Origin of the sequence: Arthrobacter sp. SDTb3-6 (assembly GCF_013376095.1) — a bacterium.
Classification (GTDB): Bacteria; Actinomycetota; Actinomycetes; order Actinomycetales; family Micrococcaceae; genus Specibacter.
Genome location: NZ_JAAMFN010000037.1, coordinates 24,979 through 37,775 on the forward strand (window position 1 = coordinate 24,979; position 12,797 = coordinate 37,775).

Annotated in this window: 13 protein-coding genes; 10 read left to right on the forward strand and 3 right to left on the reverse strand. The window is 68.2% G+C overall.

The window, feature by feature from the left end:
• Positions 1-17 precede the first annotated feature (17 nt).
• The 9 genes from G6035_RS15860 to G6035_RS15900 are packed head-to-tail and all read left to right on the forward strand — an operon-like array spanning position 18 to position 9,473.
• Positions 18-1,163 (forward strand): acyl-CoA dehydrogenase family protein, encoded by a 1,146-nt coding sequence (locus tag G6035_RS15860; RefSeq protein WP_176618073.1) that lies wholly within the window; start codon positions 18-20, stop codon positions 1,161-1,163.
• A gap of 50 nt (positions 1,164-1,213) precedes the next feature.
• Positions 1,214-1,960, forward strand: a complete 747-nt coding sequence (locus G6035_RS15865; protein ID WP_176618074.1) for an SDR family NAD(P)-dependent oxidoreductase — start codon at positions 1,214-1,216, stop codon at positions 1,958-1,960.
• A 54-nt stretch (positions 1,961-2,014) separates the two neighbouring features.
• Positions 2,015-3,673, forward strand: a complete 1,659-nt coding sequence (locus G6035_RS15870) for an AMP-binding protein (RefSeq protein ID WP_176618075.1) — start codon at positions 2,015-2,017, stop codon at positions 3,671-3,673.
• 5 nt (positions 3,674-3,678) lie between these two features.
• Positions 3,679-4,857: an acyl-CoA dehydrogenase family protein gene (locus tag G6035_RS15875; protein ID WP_176618086.1), complete on the forward strand. Its 1,179-nt coding sequence runs from the start codon at positions 3,679-3,681 to the stop codon at positions 4,855-4,857.
• A 7-nt stretch (positions 4,858-4,864) separates the two neighbouring features.
• Positions 4,865-5,641 carry an enoyl-CoA hydratase/isomerase family protein gene (locus tag G6035_RS15880; protein ID WP_176618076.1) on the forward strand — a complete coding sequence of 259 codons (777 nt, stop codon included), beginning with the start codon at positions 4,865-4,867 and terminating at the stop codon, positions 5,639-5,641.
• A gap of 3 nt (positions 5,642-5,644) precedes the next feature.
• Positions 5,645-6,505 (forward strand): 3-hydroxyacyl-CoA dehydrogenase family protein, encoded by an 861-nt coding sequence (locus G6035_RS15885; protein ID WP_176618077.1) that lies wholly within the window; start codon positions 5,645-5,647, stop codon positions 6,503-6,505.
• The gene (locus G6035_RS15890; protein ID WP_176618078.1) at positions 6,495-7,724 is read left to right on the forward strand and encodes an acyl-CoA dehydrogenase family protein; all 1,230 of its coding nucleotides are present in this window, start codon (positions 6,495-6,497) and stop codon (positions 7,722-7,724) included. Before G6035_RS15885 ends, G6035_RS15890 begins: the two co-directional genes overlap by 11 nt.
• 59 nt (positions 7,725-7,783) lie before the next feature.
• Complete coding sequence (locus G6035_RS15895) at positions 7,784-8,560, forward strand: SDR family NAD(P)-dependent oxidoreductase (RefSeq protein WP_176618079.1); 777 nt, start codon at positions 7,784-7,786, stop codon at positions 8,558-8,560.
• A 10-nt stretch (positions 8,561-8,570) separates the two neighbouring features.
• Positions 8,571-9,473 (forward strand): MaoC/PaaZ C-terminal domain-containing protein, encoded by a 903-nt coding sequence (locus G6035_RS15900; protein WP_176618080.1) that lies wholly within the window; start codon positions 8,571-8,573, stop codon positions 9,471-9,473.
• Between the two features lie 20 nt (positions 9,474-9,493).
• Here G6035_RS15900 and G6035_RS15905 read toward each other — a convergent pair whose 3' ends face one another.
• From G6035_RS15905 to G6035_RS15915, 3 genes are all read right to left on the reverse strand, one after another.
• Entirely contained in the window at positions 9,494-10,048 is a 555-nt protein-coding gene (locus G6035_RS15905) for a cysteine hydrolase family protein (protein ID WP_176618081.1), read from the reverse strand.
• Positions 10,049-10,179: 131 nt separating this feature from the next.
• Entirely contained in the window at positions 10,180-10,833 is a 654-nt protein-coding gene (locus G6035_RS15910) for a TOPRIM nucleotidyl transferase/hydrolase domain-containing protein (protein ID WP_256128051.1), read from the reverse strand.
• 91 nt (positions 10,834-10,924) lie between these two features.
• On the reverse strand, positions 10,925-11,689 hold the full coding sequence (locus G6035_RS15915) for a C1 family peptidase (protein WP_176618082.1): 765 nt from the start codon (positions 11,687-11,689) through the stop codon (positions 10,925-10,927).
• A 261-nt stretch (positions 11,690-11,950) separates the two neighbouring features.
• Here G6035_RS15915 and G6035_RS15920 point away from each other — a divergent pair, with 261 nt between their 5' ends.
• Entirely contained in the window at positions 11,951-12,193 is a 243-nt protein-coding gene (locus tag G6035_RS15920) for a DUF2630 family protein (RefSeq protein ID WP_176618083.1), read from the forward strand.
• Positions 12,194-12,797 lie beyond the last annotated feature (604 nt).

Sequence of the window (12,797 nt, forward strand, 5' to 3'; positions counted from 1 at the left end):
GCACCAAGGAAGACATCATGGACTTCACACTCAGCGAAACGCAGAAGCAGTATGTCAAGGAAGCCCGCCTGGTGGCCGAGATGATCGCGCCAGGCTACAAGCAGCGCGAAATCGACCGCGGCATCGACCCCGGGCTGCGCCGCGAAATCGGCGCCCGCGGGCTCATCGCCCCCGAGCTGCCCGTGGACCTGGGCGGCCGCGGCGAGCCCCGGCTGACCTCGGGGCTCATCACCGAGGAAATCGCGCGCGGCGACTTCAACGTCGCCTACCTCCAGGTGGTCGGCTCCCTCGTGGGCCAAATCCTGGTCCGGAGCGCCACGCCCGCCGTGGCGGCCACCTGGGTGCCCCGTATTGCCAGCGGCGAGGACATCGTGGCGATCGGCCTGTCCGAGCCCGGCGCCGGCTCCGACGCCGGCAACCCTTCCCTGACTGCGCGACGCGGGCGTGGCGGCTGGGTCCTGAACGGGACCAAGTCCATGTCCTTCGCCCAGCAGTGCGGCGCCGCCGTGGTGTTTGCCAAAACCGACCCGGACGCCGGGCGGGGGCGTGGCATCAGCGCGTTCCTCGTTGACCGGTCCGGGGACGGCCTGCAGGTTGAGGGTGTCAGCGACATGGGCACCCGGGCCGTCACGCGCGGCTTTGTGCACTTCACCGACGCCTGGATCCCGGAGGAAAACCTGGTCGGGCCCGAGGGCGCCGGATTCACCCAGGTCATGCAGGGCTTTGACTTCAGCCGGGCACTGATCGGCCTGCAGTGCATCGGCGCGGCCGCCGTCACGGTCGAGGAAACCTGGGCACACGTGTCCGCCCGCCAGGCCTTCGACCAGCCGCTGAGCAAATTCCAGGGCGTCTCCTTCCCCTTGGCCGAAAGCGAAACCCTGCTCACCGCCGCACGGCTGCTGTGCCACCAGACGCTGTGGCTGAAGGACGAAGGCCTGCCGCACACCGCCCAGGCCGCCATGAGCAAGTGGTGGGCACCCAAAACCGCCTACGACGTCATCAACTCCTGCCTGCTGCTGCATGGCCAGTTCGGCTACATGACGGACAATCCGATTGAGCAGCGCATGCGCGACGTCCTGGGCCTGCAAATCGGTGACGGCACGGCGCAAATCATGAAGCTGATCATCGCCCGCCAGTCCGTCGGCCGCGAATTCGCACCCTGAGAAACGCCATAACACCCCTGAGACCCATCAAGAGCAACGGAGCACCAACCATGGGAACGCTTGAAAACAAAATTGCCATCGTCACCGGTGCCGGCAGCGGGATCGGCCGGGGCATCGCCGAAAAGCTGGCTGCCGAAGGCGCCACCGTCGTCGTCGGGGACATCAACGAGGCGGCCGCCAAGGAAACCGCCCACGCCCTCGGTAACGGCTCGGTCGGCGTGGCGGCGGACGTCACCGACCGCGACTCCGTGGATGGGTTCGTCCGCGGCGTCGTGGCCGAGTTTGGGCGGATCGACGTGCTCGTCAACAACGCAGGCTGGGACAAGGTGGAACCCTTCCTGGACAGCAAGGTTGCCGACTGGGACCGGGTCATCGCCATCAACCTCTACGGGACCCTGCACTGCAGCCAGGCCGTGCTCGCCGTCATGGCCGGGCAAGGGCACGGCGCCGTGGTCAACATCGGCTCCGACGCCGGACGGGTCGGTTCCTCCGGGGAGGCCGTCTACTCGGCGGCCAAGGGCGGCATCGTCGCCTTCACCAAGACCGCGGCCCGCGAAATGGCCCGCCACAACATCACCGTGAACTGCGTCTGCCCCGGGCCCGCCGACACCCCGCTCTTCGCCGCGATCAGCGCCGAAAACCCGAAACTGCGCACGGCCCTGGAACGCGCCATCCCGATGCGCAGGCTGGCTGAGCCGTCCGACCTGGCCAACGCCGTCGCCTTTTTCGCCTCCGACGAATCGGCCTACATCACCGGCCAGACGCTGTCCGTCAGCGGCGGCCTGACCATGAGCTGACGTGCGTCCGCGAAGCCCAGCCATCCCCCACCGACGAGCACAAAAGGTTGCACAATGACTTTTGAGACCATTTTCAACCCGGGCCTTGCACAGCACTACGCAGAAGCCGGCCTCTGGCAGAACAAGACGCTGGCCGACTTTCTCGACGAGGCGGCCACGGCCACCCCGGACAAAACGGCCAGCGTCGACTCCCGCGGCAGCACCACCTATGGGGAGCTGAAGCAGCAGGTGGACAGGTGCGCGCTGGGACTGCTGGAACTCGGCGTTGGGCCCGGGGACGTGGTCTCCATCCAGCTTCCCAACTGGCGCGAATGGCTCGTGGCGCACTACGCCGCGGTCCGGATCGGGGCCGTCACGAACCCCCTGATCCCCGTCTACCGGGACCGCGAGATCGGCTTCATGATGGGCCGCGCCGGAGCCAGGGTGGCCATCGTTCCAGCCACCTTCCGCAACTACGACTATCCCGCCATGATCGCGCGGCTGCGGCCGGAACTGCCCACCCTCGAGCACGTGCTGGTGGTCGACGCCGGTCCCGGGCCGGCCCAGGGCTTCACCAGCTGGGAAGACTTCATGGCAACGCCGTGGGAAGAACGCCGCGACCCCGCCGGGCTGGCAGCGCTCCGCCCGGACCCCAACAGCGTTTCGCTGCTGATCTTCACCTCCGGCACCACCGGCGAGCCCAAGGGCGTCATGCACACCCACAACACGCTCGTCGCCGGCAGCATGCCGTGGCCGGACAAGCTGGGCATGGACAACTCCGCCGTCATCCACATGGCCTCCACCTTCGCCCACCTCACCGGCTACCTCTACGGCGTGTCGCTGCCATTGCAGCTGGGCGCCACGGGCGTGTTCCAGGAGACCTGGAACGCGGAAACCTTCGTGGAACTGGTGGAACGCCACCGCATCGGGCACACCTCCGGAGCCACGCCCTTCCTCCACGACCTGCTCAACGCCGGCAACCTCAACCGCCACGACGTTTCCTCGCTGAAACGCTTCTGTTGCATGGGCGCCCCAATTCCCCGCGTCATGGTCCGCCAGGCGCACGGGGAACTGCCCGGCATGAGCGTCTTTGGCGGCTGGGGCCAGACCGAATGCGGGCTCGTCACCATGGGTCACCCCGCCGACCCGCTGGAAAAGATCTTCACCAGCGACGGACGCCCCTTGGCCGGCATGCAGATCCGCATCGTGGACCTCGACGGCGTGGAGCTGCCGGCGGACACCGACGGCAGGCTGCAGATCCAGGGGCCCTTCCTGTTCCAGGGCTACCTGGGCCGCCTCGAGGAGACCCGCGCGCTCCTGGACGGCGACTGGTTCGACACCGGCGACCTCGGAAGCATCGACGCGGACGGCTACCTGCGCATTGCCGGGCGCACCAAGGACGTCATCATCCGCGGCGGCGAAAACATCCCCGTCGCCTACGTTGAAAACGTGCTCTACGAACACCCCCTCGTCGAAGAGGTGGCCGTTGTGGCCATCCCGCACCCGCGCCTGCAGGAGATGGCCTGCGCCGCCGTCGTCCTCAGGGAAGGTGCCGGCCTGACCTTTTCCGACCTGCAGCAGTTCCTCACGGACAAGGGCGTCGCCAAGCCCTATTGGCCCGAACGCCTGGAAATCCTGGGCGAGCTGCCCCGCACCCCGTCCGGAAAAATCCAAAAATTCCACCTGCGCGACCGTTTCGCCAGCCCCCTCCCCACCACTGAAGGAATCCGATGAACGCCATGACCACCGCCACGGAGACCGCCAAGCGCTCCGACGTCTTGAACCTTGATGCCTTGTTTTCTGCCGATGAGTTGGCGTTGCGGGGGAGGGTGCGTGAGTTTGTGGATGGGCGGATCCGGCCGAACATTGCCGGGTGGTTTGAGGATGCGCATTTTCCGGTGGGGATCGCGCGGGAGATGGGTGCGCTGGGTCTGTTGGGCATGCATTTGAAGGGGTATGGGTGTCCTGGCCGGTCGGCGGTGGAGTACGGGATTGCGGCGATGGAGTTGGAGGCGGGGGATTCGGGGTTGCGGACCTTTGTGAGTGTGCAGGGGTCGTTGGCGATGTCCGCGATCCATAAGTGGGGTTCGGAGGAGCAGAAGAACGCGTGGCTGCCGGGGATGGCGAAGGGCAGGGTCATTGGTTGTTTTGGTTTGACGGAGCCGACGGCGGGTTCGGACCCGTCCTCGATGGCGACGCGTGCGGTGCGGGACGGGGACGGCTGGGTGTTGTCGGGGGCGAAGCGGTGGATCGGGTTGGCCTCGATCGCGCAGATCGCGGTGATTTGGGCGATGACGGATGAGGGTGTGCGGGGTTTTTTGGTACCCACGGACACGCCCGGGTTCACGGCGAGACCGATTGAGCCGAAGTTGTCGATGCGGGCCTCGATCCAGTGCGACATTGAGCTGGCGGATGTCCGGTTGCCGGCGGATGCGCTGCTGCCGGGGGCGAGGGGGTTGCGGGGGCCGTTTTCCTGCCTGAACGAGGCCCGCTACGGGATTATTTGGGGTGCGATGGGTGCGGCACGGGATTCCTATGAGGCGGCGTTGGCGTATTCGTTGGAGCGCCTGCAGTTCGACAAGCCGTTGGCGGCGTACCAGATCACGCAGGAGAAGCTGGTCAACATGTTGCTGGAGATCCAAAAGGGGGTGTTGCTGGCAATCCATACGGGGCGGATGAAGGATGCCGGGACGTTGGAGCCGGTGCAGATTTCGGTGGGGAAGTTGAACAATTGCCGGGAAGCAATCCAGATTTGCCGTGATGCCCGGGCCATCCTGGGCGGCAACGGGATCACCTTGGATTATTCGCCATTGCGGCATGCGAACAACCTGGAATCGGTGCGCACCTATGAGGGCACCGACGAGGTCCATACGTTGATCCTGGGCAGCCACATCACCGGCATCCCGGCCTTCCGTTAGGAGCACGATGAGTTACGAGACGATCCTGACCGGGGTCCGGGACGGGCTGGGGACCATCACGATCAACCGGCCCGCGGCCCGCAACGCGTTGAACTGGACGGTCCTGGAGGAGATTGCCGAGGTCCTGGCCGCATGGCGGGAGGACCCGGAGGTGGGCGTGGTGGTGTTCACCGGTGCCGGGGAGAAGGCGTTCGTGGCCGGGGCGGACATCAACCAGCTGGCCGGGTACACCATGGCGGACGGGCTGTCCGGGGCCATGGCCGGGCTTTATGACACGGTGGAGGCGTACGAGAAGCCGACCATCGCGGCGATCAACGGGTTTGCCCTGGGCGGGGGGAACGAGCTGGCGATGTCCTGCGACATCCGCATCGCGGCGGACACGGCCCGGTTCGGGCTGCCGGAGACGAACCTGGGCGTGTTGCCCGGGGCCGGGGGCACGCAGCGGCTCTCCCGGCTCGTGGGCAAGGGCCGTGCGGTGGAGCTGATCCTCACGGGGCGCATCTTTGATGCCGGGGAGGCGTTGCGGATCGGGCTCGTGACGGAGGTGACGGCGCCGGAGGGGCTGCGGGCCGCGGTGGAACGCACGGCCGGGCTGATCCTGGCCAAGGGGCCGCTGGCCGTGCGGCTGGGCAAGCTCGTGATCACCAACGGTGCCGAGACGGACCTGCGCACCGGGCTGCTGCTCGAGCGCCTGGCCCAATCCCTGCTCTACACCAGCAACGACAAGCGCGAGGGCGCCGCCGCGTTCCTGGAAAAGCGCCCGGCCCGCTTCGAAGGGAACTAAGGCATGGACATCAAGAACATCCTTGTCGTGGGATCCGGCGCGATGGGCTCCCAGATCGGCCTGGTCGCCGCGCTGGGCGGATGCACCACCACCGTCCAGGACATCTCGGCGGAATCCCTCGCCGCGGCCCGCGAGCAGCTGTCCGGGCGCGTGGACAGCTCGGTGGCGAAGGGCCGGCTGCCCCGCGGGGACGCCGATGCCGCCCTGGCCAGGCTCTCCTTCACCACCTCGCTGGAGGAAGGCGCCGCCAACGCCGACCTGGTCATTGAAGCGGCCACGGAAAAGCTGGACATCAAGCGTTCCATCTTCGCGGCCCTCGATCAGGCCACGCCGGCCCATGCGATCCTGGCCACGAACTCCTCCACGCTGGGCTCCTCGAAGGTCGCCGATGCCACGGGCCGGCCGGGAAAGGTGTGCAACATGCATTTCTTCAACCCGGCCCTGGTCATGAAGTGCGTGGAGGTCGTCCGCCACCCGGGCACCTCCCAGGACACGGTGGACACCGTCATGGCACTGGCCCGCAGCCTGGGCAAGGCGCCGGTGCTGATCAACAAGGAAGTCCCCGGCTTCGTCGCCAACCGGCTCATGGGCGCCATCCGCGACGAGGCGCTGCGGCTCTACGCCGACGGCGTGGCCGGGTTTGAGGACATCGACACGGCCGCGAAGACCGCGCTTGGCCACCCCATGGGACCCTTTGAACTCATGGACCTCGTCGGCCTGGACGTCAGCTACCTCATCCGCCAGGCCACCCACGCCGAAACCGGCGACCCCGCAGACCTGCCCCACCCCGCCCTGGCCGCACTCTACGAAGAAGGCCGCTACGGCCGCAAAACCGGAAAAGGCTGGTACAGCTATGACCATTGAGGACCAGTTCACGGCAGCCCTGGCCAAGGGGCTGACGGACGCCCGGGATACGGATCCCTACCTGCTGATGGGCAAACTCAGCGACGCCGACCGCGCCGTCATGCTCAGGGTCCGCGGTTTCGTCAACGACCGGGTGCTGCCGGTCATCAACGGCTACTGGGAACGGGCTGAATTTCCCTTTGAACTGCTGGACCCGCTGTCCCGGCTCGGCATCATCGGTTCCACCATCCGGGGCTACGGCTGCCCCGGGCTCAGCAGGCTGGGTGCCGGCATGGCCACGGTGGAGATGTCCCGCGGCGACGGCTCCATGAACACGTTCATCGGCGTCCAGTCGAACCTGTCCATGGGGACCATCAACATGCTTGGCAGTGAGGAACAAAAGCAGCGTTGGCTCCCGCGCATGGCCGCATTGGAGCTCATCGGTGCCTTCGCCCTGACCGAACCGGGCCACGGATCCGACTCGGTGGGCCTGGAGACCACCGCCCGCCGCGACGGCGGCCACTGGGTGCTCAAGGGCCGCAAACGGTGGATCGGCAACGCCAGCCACGCCGACGTCGTCGTCATCTGGGCCCGCGACGAGGCCGACGCCAAGGTCAAGGCCTTCGTCATGGAGAAGAACGACGACGGCACGTACCCGGACGGGTACCAAACCGCCGTGATCACCGGCAAGGTGGGCAAGCGGGCCATCCTCCAGCCGGACATCGCCCTGGACGGGCTGCGCATCCCGGAGGCGAACCGGCTCCCCAACGCCAACTCATTCCGGGATGCCTCCGCCGTGCTCGCCTCGACGCGCGGCGGGGCGTCCTGGGAATGCCTGGGCCACGCCATCGCCGCCTACGAGGCCGCCGTCACCTATGCCGGCGTGCGGGAGCAGTTCGGCCGGCCGATTGCCAGCTACCAGCTGGTCCAGCACAAGCTGGCCAACATGCTGGCCGAGCTCACCGCCATCCAGCTCATGTGCTTCCGCATGGCCGAGCTGCAGGAGGCGGGGGAGTGGACCGGGACCATGGCTTCCATCGCCAAGATGCACGGTGCGCAGAAGGCCCGGTGGATCTGCCAGGAAGCGCGCGACATCCTTGGCGGCAACGGGCTGCTGCTGGACTTCCACGTCTCACGGCACCTGACGGACATGGAGGTGGTGCACACCTACGAAGGCACCGATTCGATCCAGTCCCTGCTGATCGGCCGCGCCATCACCGGAATCCCGGCGTTCAAGTGACCGTCCCGGTGGGGGAACCCGCCGTCCCTGACCAACGCCCGGTTGCTTCCGGGGCGTTTATGCCGAACGCTCCCGCGCCATCGGCCGGGACCCCTGCTCCCCGTGTGCTCGTCATTGGCGCCGGCGGGATCGGCGCCGAGGTGTGCCGCGGGCTGGCGGCATCCGGTGCCGGCCTGTTCTTCACCTACCACGCCAACCGTGAAGCCGCCGCGGGGCTTGCGGCCGGGCTGCCGGGTGCCGGATGCGCCCGCCTGGATGCCACGGACCCAGACGCCGTCGCCGAAGTGGTGGCGCAGGCAGCCGCGGCGCTGGGCGGGATCGACGTCCTGGTGGTCACCGCCGGCCACCGGCACGGGCTGGAAACCTTTGAACGCACGACGCCGGCAGGCACCGGCGCGGTCCTCGCCACGGAGTTGGGCGGACCCATGAACGCCGTGCGCGCCGTGCTGCCGTCCATGCAGGCCGCAGGCTTTGGCCGGATTGTCCTGGTGGGTTCCGACAGCGGCAAGACAGGCTCGTTTGGCGATGCCGCGTCGTCGGCGGCACGCGGCGGCCTCATCGCCTTCGCAAAGTCAATCGCGCGGGAAACCGCGGCCGCCGACATCACCATCAACGTGGTTTGCCCCGGCCCCACCGACACGGAACTGCTGGCCGGGCTGACCTCCGCCGACGGCCTCACCGGGAAGGTCATGAACGCCATCGTGCGGGCGGTGCCCAAGCGCCGCACGGGCACCGCGGCCGAGGTCGCCGCCGCCGTCGCGTTTCTGGCCGGTGCGGGGGCCGGCTTCATTACCGGCCAGGCTGTCAGCGTCAGCGGCGGCCTGGCGATGCAGTAGGGGATGGGACATGGGCATTGACAGTGGCCTTGCCGGCCGGCAGTTGGGTTCCGTCCGCCGCAGCTGGGATGCGGGCACGGCCATTTTGTATGCCCTCGGGGTCGGTGCGGGCGCCCTTCCAGGCCACGGAGAATTGGCCTTCACCACCGAAAACAGCGCCGGCACCCCCTTCCAGGTGCTGCCCACCTATGCCTCGGTGCTGGGCTTCCCGGCGCTGGCCCTGACCGGGAACGGCGCCGGGGGTGCGGCGGACATCTTCGGCGGGTTCCCGCCGTCGTCCATCCTGCACGGGGGACAACGGCTCGCGGTGCATGCACCGCTTCCGGTGGAGGGTGCGGCCGATGTCAGCGCGGTGGTGGCCGACGTTCACGATGCCGGCGGGCACGCGCTCGTCACGGTTGCCACCGAGGCAACGGACGTGCGGGATGGGCGCCTGCTGGCCGGCAGCCGCGCCATCTTCCTGGTCCGCGGGGCCGGCGGTTTTGGCGGTCCCCGCCCGCAGCCGGACGGGTGGCTGCAACCGCGGCGGGCGCCCGACCACATGGTCGAATACGTCACCAGCCCCGCCCAGGGGCTGCTGTACCGGCTCAGCGGTGACCGGAACCGGCTGCACTCGGACCCGGCCGCCGCGCGGGAGGCCGGCTTCGACGGTCCCATCCTGCAGGGGCTGTGCACATGGGGCTTTGCCGGCCGGGCACTCCTGCACGCCGTTTGTGGTGGCAACGCAGCCGGGTTTGGCGCCATGGCGGCCCGCTTCACGAGCCCGGTCATGCCGGGCGAATGCCTGGCCGTGAGGCTCTGGGATTGCGGCACCGACACGAAGTTCCAGGTGCTTGTTGGGGACCGTGTGGTCATGGACCGCGGCCTGTTCACCCGAAACAGCGCCAACGGCACCGGCTCCGCCGACGGGTGAGGCGTCTCCCGCCGGCCGGGTCAGCCGGTGAAGCTGACGTCCGCCGTCGGGGTGACTGCGGCGGTGCGGCCCGGCGCCTCCTGGTATTGCCAGTAGAGGTTGGTGTGCGCGATGACTGCCTTCGGCGGCGGGGCACCCCAGGCGCTTTGGTCCTCGGTGGTGTGGGCGTCGCCCACCAGCGTGACGTCATATCCGCGCGTAAAGGCGCCGTGGATGGTGGACCGGATGCAGGCATCGGTCTGCGCGCCGGCCACCACGAGCCGGCCCACGCCGGCCCTGGCCAGCACCGCCTCCAGGTCCGTGCCTTCAAAGGCGTCGCCGAAGGTCTTGTGCACCAGCGGTTCGGGTTCGCGGCGGACCAGTTCGGGGACGTACTGCCAGGCCTCGCTGCCTTCCGTGAGCTGTTCGTCGGAATGCTGGACCCAGACCACGGGCGCACCGGCCTCACGTGCCTTCCCGACAAGGGAACCGATGTTGGCGACGACGGCGTCGCGGCCGTAGGCCCCGTCCACCACGCCGTTCTGGACGTCGATGACGACCAAGGCGGTATGGGGGCGTTCCTGAAGCGTTGTCATGGCGCTTGTCCTTGCTGGTCGAAGGGGTGTTTCTTCCGCCATCAAGCCTAGTACCGAGCAGTGACGTGCACCACAGACCGTGGAGGGTGGCTGGCAGAACCGGACGCCTCAGGGACGGGCGGTGGGCCACGTCAGATGCAGGAGAGCAGGCCCTCCAAGGGCGCCGGCACCCTGTCCAGGGCCAGGCCGTTGGCCAGGTGCCGGCCGTAGTTGATCTTGCGGCCGCCCTGGGTGCCCATGAAGCGCCGCAGCTGCCGATCGACGGGCCGGCCGCGCTGCGCCGGCTGGTTCTGGAACAGCCGCCAGGAGCGCAGGTCACCATGGTCCGCGACAACCTGTTCGACGGCTGCCGGGCCCAAGGCGCGGATCAACTCGTCCTCGAGGTCGGCGACGCACACGAAAAAACCCAGCTTCTCCAAGGCGCCCCGGCCCGGGCAGGGGCCCAGCCCCGCGCGTTCCAATCCGCGCATGAAATAGCGCTCCTCGCCCGCGTCACAGAGGCCCGCCAGCTCAAGTCCCAGCCCGCCGGGCCCGAGCAGTTCCACGTACCTGGCAATGTTCGTCGCGCCTCCCATGGGCACCGTGGCGACACCGCCGGCGTCGAGCTTGACGCCCTTCCGTGCAGCCAGCGCCTCAACCGCGGCGGAATCGCTGGCGCCTTCCACGAGAACGGCCATGCGGATGTTTCCCACCAGGTCCCGGACAGCCGCCCCGGCCGCGGCATCGCCGGCCGCCCACCCGGCCACGGCCTGGCGGAACCGTTCCATCGTGTCCGTGGCTTCCATGGCCGGGCTTCTCCTTCCTTCCCGTGCGTGGCGCTACGGCCTGTTTGACGCGCCGGCCGGAGCTTTTGCACGACTTTACCTGCCGGCAGGTTCAGGACGTGGACTTCACCGTCCAAAAGTCGTTGGCCAGTGACGGGCTCAGCAGGTAGGCATAGGGCATGGTGGCGTACCCCGCCGTGCCCCAACCGCTGCCCCAGGAGTTGCGGATGGTGAACCGCTGGCCGGCGTCGTCGTAGCCCACCGCCACCACGCAGTGGCCGCCCAGGACGGATTCGCCCGACCCGGGCATCGGGACGACGCCCGTCGCGGCCACCTCGGGGCTTTCGAAGCTTGCGTAGACGGTGAAGCCAAACACAATCGGGTAGCCGGAGGCCAGGCAGCCTTTCAGCTGGGTCAGCGTCTGGCCGACGCGGGCGTAGACGATGGCGCGCTGCTTCCTGGCCGCCGTGTAGCAGGCCGCCTTCGGCTTGAGTGCGAACTTGGCGATGTCGTAGGGCCACAGAGATTCGTCGCAGACACCCGTTGTGGCAACCGACTTGATGCCGTCGCGGATCTGGGCGCCGGCGTCCGACTTCACCGTGCCTTCTATGACGCGCTCGTTGTAGTAGATGAACAGGCGTGACGGTGTGGACGTGTCCGGCAGGGCCTCCTTCAGGGCATCAAACTGCAGAACGCCGGCCACGCCGTTGCCGGTGCAGGACCCCAGCCGGCCCTGGTCGTAGACCGGCGGGCAGTGGGGGGTCAGGTCAACGGCGGGCGGCAGGCTTGCCTGTACGGCCGCCGGTGCCGCGAAGTGAAAGTCACGCTGGTCCGGCAGGTCGGGGATCCACCCGTACCGGGGATTGCTTCTGGCCATGGCCTGGGTGCCTCCTTGCCCGCATGCCGTGGTCCGGGGAGACCTCCAACAGCATGGTTGGAGCTGAGGTTCCTCCTGACGGTGGCGCAAGTCAAGGCACCACGGCTACTGGAACGCCCCGCGGCCAATCGGCGGAACGGAACCGGGGCAGGCTTCGCGCGGTCCCGGCCTGCGGCGCGGCTCTCGCCGCCGCAGGCATTGCGCACTAACGTAAGTGTGGACAGGCCAAGCGAAGCAGGACAACAGCCTAGGAGATGCGGCATGGACAACAATGAGGTGCGCCAGAAGATCGAGGAACTGGTCAAGTCCGAACAGGAACTGCGCGAATCTGGTCCGGAACAGGCCAGGCAGCCCGGGCACACGGCACAGCTGAGGTCCATCGAGATCCAGCTGGACCAGTGCTGGGACCTGTTGCGCCAGCGCCAGGCCCGTGTCCACGCCGGCGAAAACCCGGACGAGGCCCGGGTGCGCCCGGCCGGCGAAGTTGAGGGCTACCGCCAGTAGCCGTCGTCCACTGTCTGGCCGGGGCACCGGCGCCGCCGAACCTTGGGGTCGCCTGGATCCACGGCAGCCCGCGTCGGAAGGCATCAGCTGGACCGTCGATGCAGGTCCACCGGCACGACGGCAACGGCTTGATGCTGCGCCAAAGCAAGACGACCAGCTTTGAGGCACCCTTCCTTTGACTGTTGATTGGCAACAGCGGGGCGTTGCTGATGGACACCGGAGGTGCCGCCGATCCGGCGAGGTTTGCGCTGCGTGCCACAGTGGACTCGCTGATCACGGCATGGCCCGCCGCGCATTACCGGCCGTCGTGGCCTGTGTCCGCTTCGGGCTGCATCGCCGGCCGTCGTGTAGGACGCTTGATCAGGGAGGGCGGATTGGGACCGGTAGTGCCTGCGTCACCGGGAAGTTGGGCGAAGGTGGTTCGATTTTGCGGGTTGTGGTGCCTCGGGCACAGGGATACAGATGGAACTTCGGCCGGTAAATCTTAGCGCGGCCCGGATGCGTGCGGCCGGGGTCCCGGACGGGAGTCGCGCGCCGGTGGCAGGTGGTGTCCGTGCGGCAGGTCGGGCGCCTGGGCCGCGGCCTGCGACGGTCCGGAGGATGG